Origin of the sequence: Saccharomonospora halophila 8 (genome assembly GCF_000383775.1) — a bacterium.
GTDB classification, from domain to species: Bacteria; Actinomycetota; Actinomycetes; order Mycobacteriales; family Pseudonocardiaceae; genus Saccharomonospora; species Saccharomonospora halophila.
Genome location: NZ_KB912485.1, coordinates 4,870 through 26,484, shown reverse-complemented (window position 1 = coordinate 26,484; position 21,615 = coordinate 4,870). Strand labels below are relative to the sequence as shown.

At 68.5% G+C, this 21,615-nt stretch carries 16 protein-coding genes, 1 pseudogene and 1 riboswitch; of the genes and pseudogenes, 8 read left to right on the top strand and 9 right to left on the bottom strand.

The genetic code is table 11. The annotated features are described in order from the left end of the window. The first annotated feature begins 1,446 nt into the window (after positions 1–1,446). Positions 1,447–1,692 (top strand): hypothetical protein, encoded by a 246-nt coding sequence (locus tag SACHA_RS0102070; protein ID WP_019806816.1) that lies wholly within the window; start codon positions 1,447–1,449, stop codon positions 1,690–1,692. A 28-nt stretch (positions 1,693–1,720) separates the two neighbouring features. Here the strand turns inward: SACHA_RS0102070 and SACHA_RS0102065 are convergent, their stop codons facing one another. After that, positions 1,721–2,353, bottom strand: coding sequence for a class I SAM-dependent methyltransferase (locus SACHA_RS0102065; protein ID WP_028662801.1), 633 nt, complete (start codon positions 2,351–2,353; stop codon positions 1,721–1,723). A gap of 358 nt (positions 2,354–2,711) precedes the next feature. Here SACHA_RS0102065 and SACHA_RS0102060 point away from each other — a divergent pair, with 358 nt between their 5' ends. Beyond that, positions 2,712–4,733 carry an ATP-binding protein gene (locus SACHA_RS0102060; protein WP_019806814.1) on the top strand — a complete coding sequence of 674 codons (2,022 nt, stop codon included), beginning with the start codon at positions 2,712–2,714 and terminating at the stop codon, positions 4,731–4,733. Here SACHA_RS0102060 and SACHA_RS0102055 read toward each other — a convergent pair. Together SACHA_RS0102055 and SACHA_RS19880 are read right to left on the bottom strand one after the other, a co-directional pair. Next, positions 4,664–5,089: a hypothetical protein gene (locus tag SACHA_RS0102055; protein ID WP_019806813.1), complete on the bottom strand. Its 426-nt coding sequence runs from the start codon at positions 5,087–5,089 to the stop codon at positions 4,664–4,666. The genes SACHA_RS0102060 and SACHA_RS0102055 overlap by 70 nt on opposite strands. Then, complete coding sequence (locus tag SACHA_RS19880) at positions 5,086–6,315, bottom strand: hypothetical protein (RefSeq protein WP_019806812.1); 1,230 nt, start codon at positions 6,313–6,315, stop codon at positions 5,086–5,088. The genes SACHA_RS0102055 and SACHA_RS19880 overlap by 4 nt, the downstream gene beginning before the upstream one ends. Positions 6,316–6,648: 333 nt before the next feature. On the opposite strand from SACHA_RS19880, the gene SACHA_RS0102045 reads away from it, so the two are divergent. After that, positions 6,649–9,603, top strand: coding sequence for an AfsR/SARP family transcriptional regulator (locus SACHA_RS0102045; RefSeq protein WP_019806811.1), 2,955 nt, complete (start codon positions 6,649–6,651; stop codon positions 9,601–9,603). A 419-nt stretch (positions 9,604–10,022) separates the two neighbouring features. Next, positions 10,023–10,370 (top strand): hypothetical protein, encoded by a 348-nt coding sequence (locus tag SACHA_RS0102040; protein WP_019806810.1) that lies wholly within the window; start codon positions 10,023–10,025, stop codon positions 10,368–10,370. A 105-nt stretch (positions 10,371–10,475) separates the two neighbouring features. On the opposite strand, the gene SACHA_RS26420 is transcribed toward SACHA_RS0102040, so the two are convergent. From SACHA_RS26420 to SACHA_RS0102015, 5 genes are all read right to left on the bottom strand, one after another. Next, positions 10,476–10,610 carry a hypothetical protein gene (locus tag SACHA_RS26420; RefSeq protein ID WP_019806809.1) on the bottom strand — a complete coding sequence of 45 codons (135 nt, stop codon included), beginning with the start codon at positions 10,608–10,610 and terminating at the stop codon, positions 10,476–10,478. Between the two features lie 208 nt (positions 10,611–10,818). Further along, positions 10,819–11,205, bottom strand: a complete 387-nt coding sequence (locus tag SACHA_RS0102030) for a DUF6416 domain-containing protein (RefSeq protein ID WP_019806807.1) — start codon at positions 11,203–11,205, stop codon at positions 10,819–10,821. 43 nt (positions 11,206–11,248) lie between these two features. Then, positions 11,249–11,527, bottom strand: coding sequence for a hypothetical protein (locus SACHA_RS0102025; RefSeq protein WP_019806805.1), 279 nt, complete (start codon positions 11,525–11,527; stop codon positions 11,249–11,251). Between the two features lie 59 nt (positions 11,528–11,586). Further along, positions 11,587–11,868, bottom strand: coding sequence for a hypothetical protein (locus SACHA_RS0102020; RefSeq protein ID WP_232211788.1), 282 nt, complete (start codon positions 11,866–11,868; stop codon positions 11,587–11,589). A 231-nt stretch (positions 11,869–12,099) separates the two neighbouring features. After that, positions 12,100–12,312, bottom strand: a complete 213-nt coding sequence (locus SACHA_RS0102015; protein ID WP_019806800.1) for a hypothetical protein — start codon at positions 12,310–12,312, stop codon at positions 12,100–12,102. A 1,004-nt stretch (positions 12,313–13,316) separates the two neighbouring features. Here SACHA_RS0102015 and SACHA_RS19875 point away from each other — a divergent pair. The 3 genes from SACHA_RS19875 (at position 13,317) to SACHA_RS23580 (ending at position 15,186) form a co-directional block, all read left to right on the top strand. Beyond that, a complete protein-coding gene (locus SACHA_RS19875) occupies positions 13,317–13,769 on the top strand; it encodes a PE domain-containing protein (RefSeq protein ID WP_051110062.1) in 453 nt (150 codons plus the stop codon). Then, a complete protein-coding gene (locus SACHA_RS23585; RefSeq protein WP_083935753.1) occupies positions 13,766–14,377 on the top strand; it encodes a DUF3558 domain-containing protein in 612 nt (203 codons plus the stop codon). Before SACHA_RS19875 ends, SACHA_RS23585 begins: the two co-directional genes overlap by 4 nt. 197 nt (positions 14,378–14,574) lie before the next feature. Further along, positions 14,575–15,186, top strand: a complete 612-nt coding sequence (locus SACHA_RS23580; protein ID WP_083935752.1) for a DUF3558 domain-containing protein — start codon at positions 14,575–14,577, stop codon at positions 15,184–15,186. Between the two features lie 702 nt (positions 15,187–15,888). On the opposite strand, the gene SACHA_RS0101995 is transcribed toward SACHA_RS23580, so the two are convergent. Then, entirely contained in the window at positions 15,889–19,623 is a 3,735-nt protein-coding gene (locus SACHA_RS0101995) for an AAA family ATPase (protein WP_232211790.1), read from the bottom strand. A gap of 458 nt (positions 19,624–20,081) precedes the next feature. Then, positions 20,082–20,292: riboswitch (cobalamin riboswitch) on the top strand. Between the two features lie 143 nt (positions 20,293–20,435). Here SACHA_RS0101995 and SACHA_RS19870 point away from each other — a divergent pair. Continuing rightward, a pseudogene (locus SACHA_RS19870) lies at positions 20,436–21,615 on the top strand (5-methyltetrahydropteroyltriglutamate--homocysteine S-methyltransferase); the annotation flags it as partial.

Genomic DNA, 21,615 nt, shown 5'->3' with positions numbered 1-21,615 from the left:
GTTGCCGGGATCCGCCGTGGCGGCGGCCGCACCGAGCGACGAGACCGCGACCGGCGTCACGACGCCCGCGGCGGTGCCGGCCAGCATCGAGCGGCGCGAGAGTCCTCGTACCGGTGAATCGTCCGAACGGTTGCGATCGGTCATGTGATCTCCGCCTCCCATGAACGCGAACTTCACGGGACGGTAGAGACTTAAGACCACGGCGTAAACATCTAAGGTCGGGAAAGTCCAACTTATGATGAAAGAAGGCAGAAGTCGGTGGACCGAACGGAGTAGGCGCCGAGGCCGATCAGCCCAGCGGAGGCCGCAGCGGGGGCCGCAGCGGGGGCCACGACGCGCGGTCGGATCCGAGCAGAGGTGGGTGAGATCCCTGATCCGGGTAGTCCGTCGGTGCGGCTTCCACGGCTACCGGGGTGATCAAGGTGACGAGCAACGATTCCGTCCGCGAGCACGGACCGGCGGGATACGGGGAGGGCGTCGGAACACCGCGTGGTGACGAGGGTCCGCAGCCCTCGGGCGCGGCCGGCGGCCCCGCGGAGTCCGGGCAGTCCGGGCAGTCCGGGCAGTTCGGCGAGGTCGGCGACCCTTCCGAATCGGTGCCGGAGCCGGCACGGGACGGCGAGCGCGCACCGGACGTGCTGCTCGACGTACCGAACCTGTCGGTCGACCAGATCTCGCTCGAAGTGGAGAACCTGCGCGCGCACGTCTCGTTGCAGGCCGAGGTGCTCGACCTGGTGAAGCTCAACGTGGCCGCCGATGTCGCCCTCGGCAGTCGGTGCAGCCCGCGTTGGAGCAGGTCGGCGGGGCGGTCGGCGAGCTCGGGGTTGGGGGACGGCGTGCCGTCGAGCGGGTCGGCCACGGTGCGAGAGAAGCCGTCAGCGACGTCGGCCGGGGAGCCGGGCAAGCGATCGAACAGGTCGGACGGGGCGCAGGACAAGCGACCACGGAAGTCGGGCGAGGTGCCGGGCAGCGATCGAAGACGTCGGCCGGAGCGCCGGAGAAGCGACCCGCGACGTGGGCGGCACCGTCGGAGGCACCGCGCGCGAGGTGGGCGGCGGTGTCGGCACGGCAGCAGGGGAGGCCGCCTCGGCGGCGGGCGACGTCGGAGGTGAAGCCCGGGGGCCGTCGACGACACGACGACCACGGATGAGCGCGGAACCTCTGACAACGGTGAGGACGCACCGCGCACGCGGACACCACCGGGCGCGAGGAGGACACGCCGTCCGACGAGGTCCGCGACGAGGGAAACGACGGCGACCGAGACGGTGACCGGCGCACCGGCGACGCAACCAGCGACCGTGCGACCGGAGATCGGTCCCACGGAAGGCGCACCTCACGGCGGCCGCGGCCACGGCCACGCACCTCCGACCGGACGACACACCGGTCCCGGTCCGACTCCGGCGGGGGCCGCACCTCCCCGGAACGGCGGCGCCGGAGGCACGGGACGTGAACCGCGTCCCCGGCCTCCGGCGACCCGACATCGGCTTCACCTCGACCGTGCGCGCCGGGCGGATGCGCTGGCGTGACGACCCGGAAACCGGGGTGTCGTTCAGCGGCTCACCCGGCTACCGTTCCCGGTCGGACAGCGAGCGGGTGAATCTGCCCGACCGGGTCCGCGCCGACCGGACCTACGAGGACGTGCGCGTCGACTACCGGCTGGAAGCGGCGCTCGACGAGGACCAGCCGGACTGACCCACCGCACGTCACACCCAACCGCATGTCACACCCGGCGCAGCCGGGCCAGCCAGGCGGGCAGGTCCACCAGCGCGCCGGAGCCGACGCCGAGCTCGGTCGCGTTGTCCCCACGCGCGACGGCGCGGTAGCGGTCGGCGCTGAGGTCCTCCAGCTCCCAGCCGTCGGTGAAGGCGTCCCGGATAGCCGCGTCGCTGATGCACGGGCCGAACGTCGGCTCCTCGGTCAGCGCCAGTGCGAGCACGAACACCCGCGCCTCCGGCCGGCACACCCGGTGCAGCACGTCGGCGTAGCGGGCGCGGTCGTCGGCGCCGAAGACGTGGAACAGGGCGCTGTCCACGACGGTGTCGAAGCGGTCCGCACCCTCCAGGGCGAACGCGTCGGCGGCCTCGAACCGGGCGGGCACGCCGTGCGTCTCGGCGTTGCGCCGGGCCAGGTCCACGGCGCGGTCGGAGAAGTCGATCCCGAGCACGTCGTGGCCGCGCCCGGCGAGCAGCACGGTGTTGTCGCCCGTGCCGCACCCGGCGTCCAGCACGCTGCCGCGGAACCAGCCCTGCCGCTCCAGCTCCGCCACGACGGGCTGGGGCTCTCCGATCACCCAGCCCGCCCAGCCTTCGTCGTAGGCGGTGTCGAACGTCCCCTGCGGCACTGTCGTGTCCATGTGCATCCCCTGTCTGTGGTGATCCTTCGGAACACCAGCATCCGACCTCGACCATGGTGGAGGTCAACTGGTTTCGAAACCACCCACCCGGAAGCCGACTCTACGGCGGTACCGCGGCGTAACGCGCTACCTGTCAGCATGGCGCACAGAGAGGGACCGTTCAGCCGGTGTTGCGACGCGGCTCCGAACCCGAGAATTGGCCACAGCGAACGGGAGGGACGGGGTGGACGACATTTCAGGTGACGAGAACACCATTTCTGGCGATATCTCGGGGCAGGCCGTACAAGCGGGCGCGATTCACGGAGGTGTGCACGTGCACTCGCGCCCTCGTGCGGCTCCGCCACGACAGTTGTTGTCGGTGCCGGACTCGTTCACCGACCGCACGGACGAGCTAGCCCGCCTCGACCACCTCCTCCTTGCCGGGCAGCGGCAGGGACCGGCGGTGGTGGTTCTCACCGGCCCCGGTGGGGTGGGGAAAACCGCGTTGGCCACCCGCTGGATCACCGAGCACCTCGACCGGTTCCCGGACGGCCAGGTACACGCGGATCTGGGCGCGTTCGGCTCGACCGGCCCCACAGCTCCGGATACCGTGCTCGGCAGACTGCTGCGGGCGTTCGGGGCCGAGGCCGACGCCGTTCCCCCTGACCTCGCCGGACAGGCCGCGCTGTACCGGTCGGTGACCGCGGGCAGGGCTGTGGCGGTCCTCGCCGACGACGCGGACACGGCGGCCCAGGTGCGTCCGTTGCTCCCGGCGTCCCCGGAATCCGTGGTGATCGTGACCAGCCGGTGGCGCCTGGGCGGACTCGCGCTGGACGGAGCCCGGATCCTCGTCGTCGACCCGCTCGACGAACCGGCGGCGTGGGAACTGCTGTCGGCGACCGCCGGACGGGAACGGGTCTCCGTCGAGAGGGACTCCGCGCGGCAACTCGTCGGGTTCTGCGCGGGTCTGCCGATCGCGTTGTGCGTCGTCGCGGCGCGGATCGCGACCCGGCCGCGGCAACCGCTCTCCCGACTCGTCGACGCACTGTCCGACGAACGGCGACGGATCACCGAACTCGGGGTCGCCGACGAGGCCGTGGTGCAGGCCAACTTCGATCTGTCCCACCGGGGACTGCCCGAGGACGTCGCCCGTGCCTACCGCCTGCTCGGACTGCATCCGGGCCCGGAGTTCTGTGCCGAACGCACCGCCGCCGCGCTGGACATCCCGGTGGACGAGGCGGAGAAGGCGCTCGACAACCTGGTCACCGCCAGCCTGCTGACCGAAGCGGGGCCGGAGCGGTATCGCTTCCACGACCTCGCCCGGCTGCACGCACGGCAACAGGCGGAAGCGCGGGAGAGCGACGGGGAACGTTCCGACGTTCTGCGGCGAATCATCGCGTGGTATCTCGACGCCGCGGCCGCGGCCGATGTGGTGGTTTCGCCCCTCCGTCCCCGGATCGGCCCCGCCTACGAGCGGCTGCGCCGGAGCCCACCTCGGCACGCGGGTGCGGTCGAGGCGTTGGCCTGGCTCGAACGGGAGCTGGACAATCTCGTGGCCGCCGTGCGGACCTCGGCGGAACGGAAATGGTGGGAACTCGCGTGGCAGCTGTGCGAGGCGCTCTGGGGGCTGTTCCTCTACCGCAAGCATTACGGGGACTGGATCCGCACCCACCGGTGGGGCGTCGAAGCCGCGCGGCGCTGCGGCGACCACCGGGCCGAGGCCCGCATGCGGGTGCAGCTCGGCTACGCCCACCTGGACAGCGGCGACCACGAACAGGCGGGTGACTGTTTCACCGCTGCCCTGGAACTCGCCCGGGAGGCCGGGGACGCCGGGGACGAGGCGACCGCGTTGGAACATCTGGGGCTGCTCGCCCGGACAACCGGTGAGGCCGAGGAGGCGCTGCGCCGCTTCCGGCAGGCACTGGAGATCGCGGAGACCCTGCGACAGCCGCGTCTGGCGGCGTTGCAGCTACGGCGGATGAGTGAGGTTCTGTGCGATCTCGACCGCCCGGCGGAGGCGTTGCCTCCGGCGCGGCGAGCCGCGGAACTCGCCGCCGAGCTGGACGATACGGTGCTGTACCTGCGCGGATTGACCCGGCTCGGCACCATCCAGCTGCGGTTGGATCAACTCGCCGAGGCGGGGGACGTACTCCGGCGCGCGGTCGACGCGTTGGCCGGGTCCGGCGCGGACCACTACCACGCCGAAGCCTTGGAGGCGCTCGCCGAGCTCCGGTCCCGGACCGGGGAGACCGGCGCGGCGGAAGACCTTCTCCGACGTGCGCTCGCCCACTACGAGCGCACCGGCAGCCCCCGCGCGCGCCGGCTCCGTGCTCAGCTCGAGGAAACCCCGTCCGCCCCCGGGTGGGAGCCCGGAAACCCGGCCCCGCACAGCGACACGTAATAGCGCAACGCGTACCGGCGTGCCCGCGCGGCGGGGTTCCGGGACACCCGTGTCCCGGCGGCGAACAGGACCGGGGGACGGCCACGGGCCAGGACGACGCACTCCCCCGTCACCGCGACGAGTGCGACGAGCACGCATCCGGGCAGTGCGGCCAGGATGCCCACCGCCTGCCCGTGGGCCGCGCGGGCGGACGAGCGCGTCCCACCCAGCACGATGTCCGAACGACCCAGACCGGCGCGCGGCGCCCGCGCGAGATCGGCGACGAGTATCCGGTCCCCTCCGCCGTGCCGGGTCGTCACGAGGACGGCCTCCACCCCCGGCCACGGTGTCCGGCGACGATCGATCGGTCCGGTCACGGGTCGGCCCTCCGCTGTGGTTCCCGGGTGGCGAGGACGGGGCACGGCACCGGGGAGTCGGGCACATCCCGCGCGGGCTCGGACAGCCCGAGGAGCCGGTACATCTCCCGACGGAGCCGCACACCCGCCGTCCCGTGTGCCGAACTGATCCGGTGCGCCCACGCCGTACCGTGGGACGGACACGCGGTCCCGGAGGCACGGAGTTGGGCGGGCAGAGGACGGTCCGGATCGATCGTGCGCGCCACCCGCCACAGGTGCCCCGCCGGGCTGTCCGGGCGGACGTCCTGTCCCGCTGCGGGATGCAGCAGCACCGGGAGCCCGAGCGCGGCCCCGTACAGGGTCACCGAGCCGTGGTCGCCGACCAGGTGGTCCGCGGCCACCAGGCCGGCCCGCCAGCCCTCCTCCGGGCGGAGGAGCACGAGCCCCTCGTCGAGCGCCGCGGCGAGCCAGGCCCGGACCTGCCAGGCGCCGTGTGCGGCCCAGATGAGGGGATGCAGCGCGGCGACCACGCGGTACTCGTCGGCGGGCAACTGCCGGACCAGCTCGGTCAGCAGGCACTCCCCCGTACCGAACAGCGACCACCCGGACCAGGTGGAGCTGACCAGGACGATCCGTCTGTCGTCGTCCGCCCCCAGGGCCCGGCGGTAGTGGTCGCGGTAGGGCGTGCTGGCCCGGATGCGGTCCAGACAGAGGTCGCCGACCACGAGGGCACGGGACGCCGCCTCCGGGCAGTCCGCACGAAACCGACGGGCGTCCTGCTCCCGGGCGAAGACCACGCCGGCCGGCACCACCCTGCCGTCGCGGACGACGAGGTCGCGCATCCGGGACGAGCCGTCCGCGACCGTTTCGGGATCACGCGGACTGACCCGGGACCGCTCGGCGACCCCGTGCGGAAGTACCAGGACCGGCGCGTCGATCTTGTCGATCTCCTGGTAGCTCGCCGCCAGCGCGAGATCGAAACGTGTGCGCAGGGCCTGGTGCCAGGGCACCAGCACGCCGTCCCACGACCGCACGTAGTCCTCGACCCCGGGCCACATGTCCGCCGTCGTGGGGACGGTGAACAGCACCTGCACCCGGTGGTCCGCCTCCAGTAACGGCAGGACGTCGGCGAGCCGGGTGCCGGCGGTCATGTGCGGCACCACCACCAGGACCGTGCGGCAGTCGGGCCGGGTCAACCACCTCCGCGCGGCGGCGTTGCCCGGGATCCTGAGCCACGGTGTCGACATGGGTTCAGGCACCATCGCTCACCCCTCCGGTGTCCACCGGGACGTCACCGCACTCCGCTCCCGCCCGATACCATTCGACGAAACTGAAGTCCCATTCGACCGTTGTCATCTCCGCGCTCCTGTTCCGGACGACGGGTTCCTGATGGCGAAACACTGCGGTGCGCTTCTTTCGCGCACCTGTCAGCGGTTCTCACACGAACCTTTCCCCGGCCCCCTGGAGATGACAGGTCGGTGTCGGAATCAGCAGCCCACTGGCTTCCACTCCGGGTGGATGGCACCATACAGCCGTTTCGCAGGCGAGGCCCGTGGAATTGACCGCCCGGGGGTGCGCGGATGGTATCCGAGATCGCGTTCGGAATTCTCGGCAGCACCGCCGTGCGTCTGCACGGGAAAATGAATGTGCAGTGGGGGAAGCGGCGGGAACGGCAGGTGCTCGCCGCGTTGCTCGTGCACGCCGGTCAGCAGCTGCCCATCGACACACTCATCGGATGGGTGTGGCCCGAGGAGGAGTTCCCCCGGAACCCCGCGGCCGCGCTGCACACCAACACCGCGCGGATCAGGAAGGCACTGCGCCTCGCCGGTGAACGCGCCCGGTTGCCTCGAGCCGACCGGGCCTATTCCCTCGAAACCAGCCCGGACCTCGTCGATTACCGGGTGTTTCAGCGGCTCGTGGCCGACGCACGGACGTCGTACCAGGCGGATCGGGTTCCGGAGGCGGCTTCCCGGATCGACCGGGCACTGGGGCTGTGGCGGGGACGCCCGCTGGCCGACCTCGACACCGAGTACGCCGACAACTGGCGCGTCCACGTGGTGCGGCAGGAGTGGCTCCCCGCGGTCCTCCTCGGGCTGGACGTCCAGATCGCGCTGCGGGACTGGGACCGAGCGCTACGGCAGCTCGACGACCTGCCCGCCGAGTTCGCCGACGACACCGACCTCGCCGAGCGACGCATGCGGGTGCTGTACGGACTCGGGTTCGAGGACGACGCCGACCGATTCTACTACTCCCTGTACCAGCGACTCCGCCGGGAGAACCCGGAGGAGGCCACCCGACTCCGGCACTGTCACGACACACTGCTCTCCACGTCCACGGACGGGCGGCCCCACGCGGGAACGCCGCCCTCCCGCGCGGGTCGACACCATGTACCCCGGCAGCTCCCGCACGATCTCCGGGGCTTCACCGGGCGCGAGGGTCTGCTGGCCGAGCTCGACGACCGGACCGGGGTCACCGACGGCACCCTCCGTCCGCACATCGTGATCCTGACCGGCCTCGGCGCCGTCGGGAAAACCAGCACCGCCGTGCACTGGGCGCACCGGGTCGAGCGCCACTTCCCCGGTGGCACGCTCTTCGCGGACCTCCGCGGCTATTCGGGCGCCGCCCGGATGGACACGACCGAGCTGGTCGACAGCTTCCTCGCCGCCCTCGACCCCCCTTTGCAGCATCCCGGGAGCCCCATCGGTCGAGCCGAGCGGCTGCGGGAGCGACTGGCGGCCGAACCGGCACTGGTGCTGCTGGACAACGTGCGCGACACCGCCCACGTGCAGCCGATGCTGCCGCTGCTGGCACGGTGCGTCGTCCTCATCACGAGCCGACGACGGCTCGGGGCGCTCGCGGTGCGCCACGGGACGGAACCGATCACCGTGCTCCCGCTGAGCCACGAGCACGCGACCACGCTGCTCGCCAGGCGACTCGGCGACCGTTCCACCGTCGAACCGGACGACCTCGATGCGCTGGCACACCGCTGCCACGGCATCCCGCTCGCGCTCAACCTGGTGGCCGACCGTGCCACCCGGAGCCCCCGCGCCCCGCTCCGGCACATCGCGCACCAACTGCTCGACTCCCGCACGTTGCTCCGGATCGGGGACGACGGGGACGGCGTCGACGAGAGCCTGCACGCGGTCTTCTCGAACTCCTACGAGCATCTCGCCGAGGCCGAGGCCCGGCTGTTCCGACTGCTCGGGCTCCATGCGAGCCCGGAATTCGGTGTCGAACTCGCCGCCGCGCTGACCGGTGAACCGTCCCGGAACGTGGCACACCGGCTGGACAAACTGCACGCCGCCCATCTGGTCGAGCAACCGGACTCTCTCGACCGCTTCCGCCTGCACGATCTCCTACACGCCTATGCGACGACGCTGCCGACGCCTCCGGCGGAGGCGGCGCGCGCCCGGGACCGCATGCTGAGCTTCTACCTCGTCAGCGCGCACAACGCGCAACGCACGGTGTTCCCGCACCGGCTCACACCGACCCCATCGCCACCTCCCCCGGGCTGCGTGCCCGTCGCGTTCCAGCACGACCGGGACGCGATGCTCTGGGGCCTACGGGAGCGGGCGAACCTGCTCACCACGATGGACCGCGCGGCGGAGACCGGCAGGCACGACCACGCCTGGCGGATCGCCCACGCGATCGCCGGCCTGCTGGAGCACCACGGCCGGTTCGACGACGCGACCGCGGCCCTGGAGACCGCCGCCGCCTCGGCCCATGCCGCGGGTGAACCGCTGGCCCACGCGGCCTCACGCAACGATCTCGGCCACCTCGCCCTGATGCGCGACGATCCCGACACGGCATCCGACCATTTCCTGCACGCACTGCGGATCGCCAAGGAGATGGGCGAGCCGATCGGCGTCCGCACGGCCACGCTGAACATCGCCCGCTGGCAACGCCAGATCGGCGAACCGGACAACGCCCTCGCGTTGCTGCGCCGCTGTGCCGTGTTGGCGGCCGAAGCCGGGGACGACGACCGCAGCGCGGTGACCGAACACCGGCTCGGCGAGGTGTACACGGACAAGGGCCACCACTTCGCGGCCGAACAGCACTTCCACCGGGCACTCGCGATCCGCGAGCGGATCGGCGACCGTTCCGGACAGGTCGAGACCCTGACCAACCTGGCCGCGCTCGCCCGGCAGCAGAACGACCAGCACGGGGCGGAGCAGTACGGCGGGCGGGCCCTCGAGCTGCTCGACCCTGTCCACGACATCACCGCGGGCATGGAGGCCTACGCCGTCATGGCCGAGATCGAGCTGGACAAGGGCCACCTGTCCGCCGCCCGCCAGTTCGCGGAGGAAGCCCACCGGCGTGCCGCGAGCACCGGCGACGAACTCGGCGAGGCGCGAATCCTCGACCTGCTCGGCCGGACCGCGCACGCACAGGGCGAGGTCGCGGCCGTGCGAAAGGCGTGGAGCCGTGCCGTCTCGCTGCTGCACGCGCGGGGGCGGAACACGGCCGCGCGAGACGTCGCCCGCCGACTCGCCAACCTCCCTGGAGAGTCCGACCCTCCGTCCCGGCACGGTTAAGCACCGCCGGGCACGGACACACCAGGACGACCAGCAATCACTCTGTCAGATGAAAAAACAGCTACTCAGAGTGACACACTGTGTGGTTGACCCGTTTTCGCTGATCATCCTGACACCGACGCGGCGTAGCGCGCTACATAGCGTAGCCATCTTCCTTGCGCTAGAGAAGCCACTCCCCATAAGCTCCGTTTCGTCTGGCAAACCTGAACTTTTGAAAGGCACACGAACGACAAGTGAATGGTTTCTGGTTCCTGTCCTCAGCGGTCACGATGGGCCCCGCCGCCATGACCATCGGCCTGCTGTGGTGGCGATGCTGAATCCCACGAGGCGCAGGCGAGCCGGAGGACAGGGGAACATCGGCGATCCTTGATAGACTTACCCGGCGCAGCCGTCGAACGGGCACGCTGGGGGAGTATCAGGTGATCGAGACATTCTTCGGATCTGTCGCCGCCGCGATCGCCGGACGCGGCGTCATGGCCCTGTATCAACTCGTCAAGGACCAGTTCGCCGACGATCCCACGGCTACCGCCATCCTCGAAGCGGCAGCGGACTCACCGCAGAACTCGCCCGAAGTCGATCGACTACGCGATCAGCTGCACGGTGCCGCCGACCGCGACCCCGGGTTCGCCGCCCGCCTGCGTGAGACCTGGGAGAGCGTCCAGGTCGATCAGCGGTCCGGTACGGACGGCGTCAACAACCACACCACCGGGCAGGTCAGCGGCAACGTTGTCCAGGCCCGGGACATCCACGGCGACATCCGGTTCTGACCGCCGCCCGCTCCGGACGGCACGGTCGAGCCCGCTGCCGCTCCACAACGGCACGGTACCTGCACGACAAGGATGACCATCGATCTCGGGACCGTTCCCGCGCGCTCACTCCAACAGTTCCGAGGGTTCGCCGGTCCAGGAGAGGTAGAGGTGTTCCCACACGCGGGAGCCGGACACGTACAGCAGGCCGCGTTCGCGCGCCCCCGTGGCGTCCCGGTCGTCGCCATCGAAGTTCGGCACGAAGCAGCGTGCGCGACCATCACCGGCGAGCTATCCGATGACTCCGCTCCGCCGCGGGTCGCGGTCGCCGTAGTCGGGGAGGTCGAAGGCGTCCGCCACCGCCGCTTCGATGGCGGTGCAGTACTCCGAGTCAACGGCAGCTCGGGCACCGGGTCCGGCAGTGCCGGGGTCGTGCCGTCCCGGTATCGGTGCACCATTGATCCGCCGCCTACGCCGCGTCGCCCTCCCGGGCGTGTCGGAACAGCTCCGCCACGCTGGGCTTCATGCCGTAGCAGACGAAGTCCCCGCCCCACGAGTAGTACGGATACCGGCGCCCCGAGTCCCGGTGCGCCCGGTGCAGGCCACTGACCACCCCGGCGACCGAGCGCCGTGTCGAGAACGCGTCGTCCCCGGTCAGGCGGTGCAAGTCGGTCACGCCCAGCAGGATTCCCGGGTGGTCGATCAACACGTCGAGGAACACCTTCGCCCGCCCGCGCACCGTGCCGTAGAAGGCCTCGGCGACGGCGAGGTCGTCGGGACACCGCCATTCCGGCCGGTCCCGGTGGCCGCGGCCGCCGCTGTGCTGCTCCCACACCGGGTCGTCGTCCGGTAACACCCGTCCACCTCCGTGGTCGCCTGAAGCCCGGCAGCGGACGCCATCATCCGATCCCGGAGGTGCGCCCGTCCAGCGTCGTGTACCGCACGGTGAACTCGGGCGGGAGTTCCCGCCACATCCTCCGGGCGAGCTCCAGCCCGTCGGCGTCGAACCGCGCGCGGTCGTCGGGGTCCTTCATCCCCGAATTCTGCGGGACGTCCCGGTCGAACGCGGCCTGGAAACGCCCGTCCCACTCCGCGACCGCCGCCACCAGCTCCCCGCTGAGCGGCACCACCTCGATGACCTCGTCGGGCAGGTAGTTGTCGGAGACCGCGCCTCCCACCTACACCCAGAACGGCCCGACATCCCACTCGGTTTCCAGGCGCACGACTGTCTTCTCACTCATGGCAGAGGTTTCAACTTCCTGTCCGCACTGATCGGGTTCGCCCCGGCGATGTAACCGTTGCTCCCCACGGTGACGGCGATCCGACACCGCTTTCCTCCGTGCCGCACCTCGTACACCGGACGATTCTTCCCGGAGATACCCACCGGTGTGCTCTCCGTCAACGCCCGCACGACCAGGTCCACGATTTCCGAACGCGCGACGCCGAAGCTCTCGAACTCGGCGACCCGTTCGGGCTGAATGAGGTGTCCGAGACCGCTGTCGTCGTCTCCCTCATCCAACCAGACCGGACGCTGGTCACGGGTCCGGAAATTCCGGACCACCGCGCTGGGAGTGATCTTGTGGACCCGCCGCACGACTTCCTCGATGAGCGCGGCAACCGGTGCGGGTTCGGTATAGTCCGGTACGGCTCGACCGGCCGGACGGGAACGACCCGTCTCCCGGTCATTACCGGCGTCTCTTCAACCGCCGCCGCCGTGCAGGACCTGCTGGGCCGCCTGCCGCAATCGCTCCTACACGTCGGCCAGGCGGCCGAGCATCGTCCGCACCTCGGCCTGCACCGCACCGATCTCGGCGGTGAACTGCTCCCCCGCCGGCCCGCCCGCGTGCTGCACATACCGTACGGCGGTTTCGAGCTGCTGATCGGCGGCCTGCACCAGCTCGACCGGCATCTCCCCCGCCGCCACGTTGAACGCCTGCGCGGCCTCCTCCACGAATCCGGCCAACCGAATGTCCTCTCTCCATCATCGCCCTACAGCAGCCCCCGGTGCGCGGCGGAACCTCCAGCCCCGCGTCGGGCCGATCACGCGCCCACCCTGGTGATCGGCTCCGCTCCGCGACAGGGCATCGGCAAGGCTCCTGGTGGGCATCGCGCAGGCGTCCGGGAGTTGCCCGAACCGGCGTGTCGGATGATCCGAGTGAGTCGCGGCCATGCGCGCGGACTACTGGACGACCGCTTGCGCAACCGCAGTGATCAGCGTTGCACCGAGCCCCCGGTTTGCCACATTCCCGACTTTGCCTACCTCAGGCAAAGTGCCTGATATGGCAAACTGGCAGTTCATTGCCAACTCCAGCGCACTTATGGAACTGGGTACGTGTCGGCACGCCCTCCCTTGAGACCTGCCTTGAACCGGACGGCACGAGCGGGACGTACGAGGGAAAGCTGGGACACGATGAGCTTCACCGCCGCCGTACCGACCGGTTCCGCCCGGAGCCAGACCGTCACGCTCGACTTCGACCGGGCCGTAAGCGGCAGCACGAAGACTCTGAGCTGTTCGGAGAAGTGCTGATCGGCGGCTACCCCGCGCTGCACGCGAGTGCCTCGGACTACCGGGACGATGGCCGCCCGCCACCAACGAGACCTCGGTGAACCGCTCCAACACCCGACGGTGGGTCTGGCCGACCTCACCCAGCCCGACCAGCACGACCGCCGTCTCGGAGGCAGGCATGGTCACTCCTCAACCCGGCGAATCCGACGCCTCCCAGCATTCGCCGTCGCGCTGACGAGCAGGTCGGATTTTGGGCTGAGCTACCCGGTCGTGTGCCCCGGTAGTGGCAGAGAGCACGCCGTACTCCGGCACGCCCCTCATGTCAGGGGGCCATTCGTGCTGAACGACACCAGGCACCCGGCCCGTGACGTACCGTGTCCCCAGGACTGGGGCGACAGCCACCTGTCGCTTGCAGTCAAGATCGCACATGATCGCCGACGCAAAGGAAGGGGCTTTGGGTCATGGCGGAGGACACACCGACGGACGCGATGGCCGACGCAGCGGGGATGGCCAGCGCTCTCCCAGGCCCGATCGGGGCCGCCGGTAAAGCGATCTCAATAGCGGCGCCCTTCATCCAGGGGGAGCCCAAGCCACCGGAAGGCCACTTCACGTTCTCTCCCGAAGAGCTCGACAAGATCATCGCGGAGTGGGAAGATTTGCGATCAGCTCTCGATTCCGATGAACAAAAAGCGATGCACATGACGAATATTCAACCACCAGGAAACGATTTCGCCAGCAGCGATTTCTCAAACAGTGCAAATCCGTCTGGAGATGGATTTCTTAGAGCTATCGAAAAAATGATCGACTACGTCGACAAGTACATCGAGGCACTAAAAGACGCCCGTGAGAAGATCGCTACCCAGGACGAGCAGGCGAACAGCGAAATCACCAAGGCGGGAGGGGTCGAAGTATGAACTTCACCCAACGCCCCTTCATCGGCATGGCCGCTATCGCGCTGAGCGCGCTTCTCACCTCGTGTGCCGAGAGCCATCCAGGGACGCCAACGAATACGTCGTTGAACACAGAGGTCGTATCCACCACCCCGCCTGAGAACGGGACGAGCAGCTCGATCGAAAAGCCGATCGACACGACAAATCTATTGAAGCAGCCCTGCACAGCGCTCCCCGATGCAGATCTTACGAAACTCGACTTGGTTGAGGGTCGGATCAACAAGGACACCGTGAGTGAAGTCGCCTACTCATGTATCTGGGAACGATCCACAGATTCCGGCAGTCATGCTGATCTCATTGTAGTGACAGAAAACGCGAACGGCCTGCAAGACATCCGCGAACTCAACCAAGACTCAGAGCTCTACGAGGAATTGCAGATCGGCGGATATCCTGCACTGCACGCAAGTCCTTCCGACCGTCGTTACAGGGGACGTTGTGATCTATGGATAGGAGTGAATGACTCCGAAGTGCTTTACGTCTATCTGACACTCCGGGACGTACCGGAAGCAGAGGACCCTTGTGGGTACGCCGACCGAGTCGGCGAAGCGATAATCGCGAACGTGAGTCCCTAGGTTTCCGACACTTCGACCAACCCTTCTTGGGGGCAGCCAGTCGATTATGGTTGATGGTGTGGAGCTTCAAGATCACCTGGTGGCCGCAGAAACTGCGACATACACCTGTCCGGTAAGCAGGAAGCATGCGATCGATTACTCGTTCTTCACGATCTACGGCTGTAGTAACGACCTCGCCAAGTCCGCAGGGTCGAGGTATGACCACCGTCCGACGTGAGTCGTCCAGCATCGTCGGCCTCGCACTCGCCCTACTCCTGACCTCCTGCGCGGAGAGCGAGTCGGGGACACCGACGACTTTGCTCCCGGATCTGGAATCTGCATCGACATCTCCGACCGAGGCAAGTGGCGATATTCCGATCGAAGAACCACTAGATGTGGCGCACTTGCTGGATCAGCCTTGTACCGCTCTTAACGACGAGGACCTCGCAGATCTCAGTCTGGCAGAGGGCAAGCTCTCCGAGAGAACCATCAGCCAGGCGGCTGAGTCGTGCATGTGGAGGCGATCGGATGATTCTGGAAGTCATGCGGATATCATCGTGATGACCGAAAATTCGGATGGCCTGGAAGATATCCGCGAGCGGAACCAGGACTCCGAGGTTCTGGAAGAGGTACAGATCGGCGGATATCCCGCACTGCACGCGAGCCCCACTGATCGCCGGGACGTGGGGCGTTGCGAACTGTGGATCGGAGTGAATGACAGTGAGGTCGCATACTTTTACGTAGCCCTTCACGACCTTCCGGATGCATCCGATCCTTGTGGGTTCGCCGACAAGGTCGGTGAAGCGGTGATCGCCAACCTGAGTTTCTGACGGGAGACCCAACGCACGAAACATCTGTCGTAGAACCGTCCGAGGCCGGGGTGACTACGCGCACCCCAGCCCTACTGCCTCGTCCCTCAAGACTGTGAGCTCGTGAGTTCGGACTCCCGGTGCGGAGCGACTCTGCCGGCGGCGTAGGCGGTGTTCCCCCGCCGCCGGGCTCGAAGCGTCTTCGGCAGCCCGTTCTCCCGGACGACGGGTGGGATGGTCGGGGGAGGATGTCGGGAGGATCGCCGACTTCGCCCGTTCGTGGGTCGTGACCTGCGCACACACCGTGCCACCATCACCACCGTCACACCACACACGCACGACAGCAGGGGGAATTCGACCGTGGCGACACCCAACCACCGCTTCACCCGGGCACGCCACCGCTCGGTGACTCCGCTGAGCCGGTCTCGGCCTCCTTCATGCCGTGGTGGTCACCTCTACTTCAGACGGCTGGTGAACTCGGCGTAGGCGACGCGCATCTCGGCTTCGCGATCCACCGGGGTGATCGAGGGTTCGTAGCGGTCGAGTAGACGCTGATCAGGGCGTTCATCCGCACTGTGGTGTCCGCGCGGGCCGGCCCCACCTGCATCGACGTCCCGACGAAGAATGCCACGGCGAGCTGCGGGACTCCGCGACAGCTGGCGAGCCAGCGGTGCGACGTGGCCCCGGCAGAGGCAGCTCAGCCGGGGCCACCTTCGCCGTGTCCTACCGGAGCCTCCTGCCCCGGCCGCGGGAAGGCCTCGACGGGCCATCGGAGAGGAACGACCGGGCAAGGCTCGTCCACTGGGAAGCATCCACGCCCGTACGGTCGTCAGTCCACACCAGGGTACCCTTCGGTCCGCCGCCCTCGTCGAGCGGAAGAATGCCCTGCTCGGCATACCAGGCCTTCTTGCGTTCCCATCCGGCGGCATACTCCGGGACATTCATCATGCCGAGGTGTTCCCAGTACACCAACCCACCGCCTGGCGTGGCGATCGTGAAGTCCGGGAACCGAGTGCGCCCGTCCGAGCCGTACACCGGCTTCTCGTACTCCCAACTCCCCGGCGAGAGCTCGTCGAGGATACCCGCGATGATGACCTCATTCTTGCTCCGTACGAGCTTGCCCGAGCCGGTGACATGAACCAAGCCCGCGTCCAGCAGGCCCAGCTCGGTGCCGTCGGTCCCCCGCACCGGAACGGGTTTCGCCCGCCGCTTGAGGTCAGTGAGACGGCGGGCCGTATCCGACCCCGTCGCCCGGCTCAAGGTCATCAGCTCATCCAGTGGCCCCTCGTGACACAGCACGATACGGTCGGTCTGCCGAGTCAGCGCAGTGTAGACCAATTCACGAGAGAGCGTGCGTGCTTCAGCGGGGAGTACGAGTATCACGGTTTTGAACTCGCTGCCCTGCGACTTGTGCACAGTCAGCGCCCACGCCAGCTCAACGCTGGCGTCACCGTCGCCGCCCACAACCCGATTCACGGTGATTCGCCGCCCCGGCTGTGAGGAGAACTCGACCTGCGTCGTGCGCGGGGCCTTCTTCCCCCTGCTGGTGATCTGGCCGGTGACGACGCCGATCTCCCCGTTGGCTACGTAAGCACGGGTCTTGCCCTCCTCCCGAGACCACGCATTCAGAGTCTGATTCGCGAGGTTGACGACCTTGTCACCGAGCACGATCTGCTCACTCCCGAGCGGCTTGGGCACGTGCCGATTACGCGCCGAGGCCTTACGTTGCTCGTTCTGCCGATAGGTAAGCTTGAGATGGCGGTTCAGCTGCACGGTTCCATGTGCCTGCCCACGCACCGGCGACAGGATCTGCCACCGCTCGCACTGGCTCGGAGCGCTATTGTAGTTAATGTACTGGCCGAGGGTGGCCCCGTAGGAGGCGGCGAAGCTGCGTCCGTCGTCCTCACGCGTGACATCGCATTCCTCGGCGAGCACGTCATCGATTACTTGCTTCGGCGGGCGACCGTTCCACGGGACCGCACGCAGGTTCGGCATCGGCTCGTCTGCACGGAGTCGCTGCCACACCTCGTCATAACTTTCGGGCAGATCGTCTCCGCTGAACCAGCGTGCCAACATCAGGTCGTCGCGTGCCCCCGTGCGACCCTCCCGCTGACGGCGTAACACGGTGAGTTCGGCCCAGCCGGGCACGACGTGCGGCCACTCGCCGCCGTGCCGCTGTCGAGCCGCGTTTTCCAGATCCACGAACGGCCGCCCTGCCCCGATCGGCGGGAGCTGACGAGGATCGCCCACGAGAACCAGTCGATCCGGTGGGTGCAGCGCGTCCAAGAGGGCGTCGAGCATGTCCTCGGTGAGCATCGAAGCCTCATCCACGACGACCGTGCCGAAGCTCTGTCGCGTTGACGCGTCGTCAGTGGCCCGGTACCGACTCGCAGCGCCGGAGTAACGGCCGGTGCCGGCCAAGAACGAGGCGAGCGTACGCGCCGGGAAGCCGACCTTGTGCTGCAACTGTACGCAGGCTTTGCCCGTCGGGGCCAGCAGGAGGACACTACCTTCGATGATCTCCGGACGCTGCACCAGAGCGCGAACGAGCGTCGTCTTCCCAGTTCCGGCCGGACCATTGAGCACCGTGAACCGCGATGCGTACAACTCCCGCAGCGCCGAACGCTTCTCCGTGCGCGCCTGCTCCTCCTGCTCGGTTGCCGCCTTCTGTTCCTCGGTATGGTCCTCGTCCAGCACACGGTCGATTCCGGCATCGACCTCATCCGGCACCGGATGCCGATCCCGCCTCTCGAGGTTTTCGAGGAAGGCGTTGATCGCCTCGACCCTCCTTGCGGCCGAATCCAGCTTGTACGCGTAGGTTCCGTCATCGAGTTCGGTCGCGACCAGCCCCAAGCCGCTTTCTCCCCGGTCAACGAGCTGGTCAGGCAACAGGTCAGCGCCGCGCAGCACGGTGTTTGTGGCATCGATCGCCTGTGCGACGACAAGCTCGTCGATCCGCCGTTGCGCCTGCTCCAGCGGCACCACCGTATGGCCGTCCTCCTGCGCACGGGCAGTCACCCAAATAAGCGCCGCTTCGAGCCTGCGTGCGTCATTGGGATCGTCAAACGGAACCTCGATCGGCAACGGATGCCGCAACGCCAGCCCCCCGTCGGGGGAACACCCCCGATCAACGACCGGGAACGCGAGAGGTTCGTCGTCATCGATCGTCGCCGTCACCAACAGATAGGGGTCAGCCAGCAAATCCTCGAACGCCAGCTCGCCCGAAGTGTCACCGTCGAGGACGCGGCCAACCTCATCGGCGCTGAGGTCGAAACGAACGAGCAAGGCGAACACCTTGCGTTCGAGTTCAGGCGTCCGACTCCAGATTCCGCGACGTTGCTCAGTCACCAGCGCGGCGACCTCGTCCGGTGCCGGTCGCCTCTCCAGCGCATCCACAACAATCGGCCACGGGTCGACCTTTTCACCGAGCGCTGTCGAGATGGTCCGCGCGGCGAAGGCGGGTTGGCTCCAGCCGAGGCGCTTGAGCACGGCGGGTAGACCAGGTGCAGGGCCTCGGCGCCGCCAGGTGAGGCCGAGCTGTTCATCCAACCATTCCAGGGATGCCGATGGCGCGGCACACCCCAGCTCGGCGGCGGCCTGAGCCGCACGGCGGAGTTCCATCAGCGACGCGACAGCGGTGTCGGCGGGAACGTGTTCGGTGACATAGGAGAACTCACGACCGCTTTGCGGAGCGTGCGCGAGCGCCGCGGAGACGTCTACTCCCTCGCTGGCAAGTTCGGCAAGCTCTTGCAGCGGCAGTAGGATTCCGCCGGTGCCGTCCGGACGCAGGGTGTGCCGGACGGCGGTCTCCCACATGTGGTTGGGGAAGGCATTTTCGCCGCTGGTCGGCCAAGGGCCCGGCAAGTCGACCTTGTCCACGAGTCCCGCGCCGACAAGCAGACGCGAGCTCGCGTCCTCGAACGGTGAATGCTTGAGATAAAAGAACACCAACGACTGGTGGGGTCGGACGTCCTGGAAGAACGTGTCGAGGACGGCTTTCTGATTCGCTCCGTGCATCACCCAGTTCGGCCGGTGTTTCAACACGTCGGCGACGAGTTCTTCGCGTTCCTCCTCGTAGCTGTCGAGGCGGTGCTCCTTGAGGACGTCTTGCACGTTCTCCGCGTGCAACCAGTAGTACGGGATCGCATGCACCGACCAGGCCGGTAGCCGAAGAGTCGTCTCTTGAATATTCAGCGCGGCGTGCCACGCATACGGGTGCTTGCTGTGCACCTCGTAATCCCGCGGACTGAGAAATGTCGCGCGCTCGGCGACACACGGTCGCTTCGCCGGATCGAGGTCGGCCAACGCCCCGCCTGCGTTCTCGACCTCCAGCACGTCCTCGCGGCTCTTCCCGATGTGGGTCAACAGCACGCACGAACTGTTGCCGAGCGGGTCGCGGCATACGGAACCATCCCATCCCGCATCGTGCCACGGCACACGGACGGACAGATGCTGCACGTAGGTCAACCGAGGAACTCCTTACCAACGAAACGGAGGTGAAGTCGACGTAGGCGGCTTAGGACCCGGGGGTGTCCTCGGCTCGCCCACGTGGGAGAGCGTATCGGTCGCAGCCGACGCCGGAAGTGTTTTCAATGAACTCGCCGGTCCGCTCCCAGGATTTCTGTCCGCACGGACAAGGGACCGTTGCACGAGGGCTATGACTAGCAGTATGGCGCACTCGCGAGAAAGGCACACGAAAGTGTGATGACGTGAGTATGATGCCCAACACGGGTGTGCGGCCGCACCGTCCGGCTCACACGGGCACCGTGCGTGCTCCGGCCAGCAGAGGGTCGCACGGTCCCACGGTCCACGGGTACTCCGATACGTCCCAACGCCGGGTCGGCGGGCATCCTTGCGAACAACAGTATGACCGTTACGCTGAGACATGCTGGTGGTTCGTGTGCCGCTGGGCGGGGCCGAGGTCGCGCGTGGTGGTGGACGAGGCGAGAGGGAACCCGGTGCGAGTCCGGGACTGCCCCGCAGCGGTGAGTGGGAACGAACGCCGTGCCCGGTGAACCCGGGACGCACTGGACGGTGAGTCTGGGAAGCGACGGCGCGTAGGAATACCGGCCCTCCCGGCCGGGAACGCCCGCGAGTCCGAAGACCTGCCACCGGTGCGCACACCGCCGGTGTGCGCGGCTGTCCGGGGTCTCGCGGGAAGGCCCGGCGGACGAGATGCCGGGGTGGCCGCACGCCGCCCCGCCCCTCGCCTGCGCTCCCCTCCCCGCCGGACGTCGGTGCCACGCCGTCGAGCTCGCGAGGAGAGAGCGTTGACCAGCACGACCCCACGCATCGGATCGACCGTCCTCGGCTGGCCCCGCATCGGGCCGGACCGGGAACTCAAACGCGCCCTGGAGAACTATTGGGCCTCCCGCACCGGTGAGGCCGAACTGCGGGAGGTGGCCCGTCGGCTGCGCACCGACACCTGGCGCGGCCTGCACGAGGCCGGGCTGGAGCAGGTGCCCTGCACCACGTTCTCCTACTACGACCACGTGCTGGACACCGCCGTCACCGTCGGCGCCGTCCCGCCCCGGTTCACCCGGCTCGGCCTCGGCCCGCTGGAGACCTACTTCGCCATGGCGCGCGGCGTGGAGTCCACGCCGCCGCTGGAGATGACCAAGTGGTTCGACACGAACTACCACTACCTCGTGCCGGAGATCGGGCCGAACACCCGCTTCACGCTGTCCGACCGGACGCCGCTGACCAGCTACCGGGAAGCCGCCGAGCTGGGCGTGCGCACCCGTCCGGTGCTCGTCGGGCCGGTGACGTTCCTCCTTCTGTCCAAACCGGACGGCGACGCGGGCGACTCGTTCGTCCCGCTCGACAAACTTGACGAGCTCCTCGACGTCTACGCCGCGCTGCTGGCCGAGCTGCACGAGGCCGGTGTCGAGTGGGTGCAGCTGGACGAGCCCGCGTTCGTGGCCGACCGCTCCGACGTCGAGCTGGACGCGTTGCGGCGGGCGTACCGGCGGCTGGGGGACGCGGACGCGCGGCCGAACATCCTGGTGGCGAGCTACTTCGGCGACCTCGGTGACGCGCTCGGTGTCCTGGCGTCCTGCCCGGTCGAGGCGATCGGCGTCGACTTCGTCGCCGGGCGATCCACCGTGGACGCGCTGTCCGCGGTGCGCGGGCTGCACGACAAGACACTGGTCGCGGGGCTGGTCGACGGGCGCAACGTCTGGCGCACCGACCTGGACGCGGCGCTGACCACCGCCGCCACGCTGTTCGGGATGGCCGCCGACGTCGCGGTGAGCACCTCGTGCTCGCTGCTGCACGTGCCGTACGACGTCACCGCCGAGACGGACCTGGACCCGCGCATCCGGTCGTGGCTGGCCTTCGCCGGGCAGAAGGTGGGCGAGATCGTCACCCTGGGCCGGGCGCTGCGCGAGGGCCGGGCCGCGGTGGCCGACGAGTTGACCGCCGCCCGGGAGGCCGTGGCCGACCGGGCCC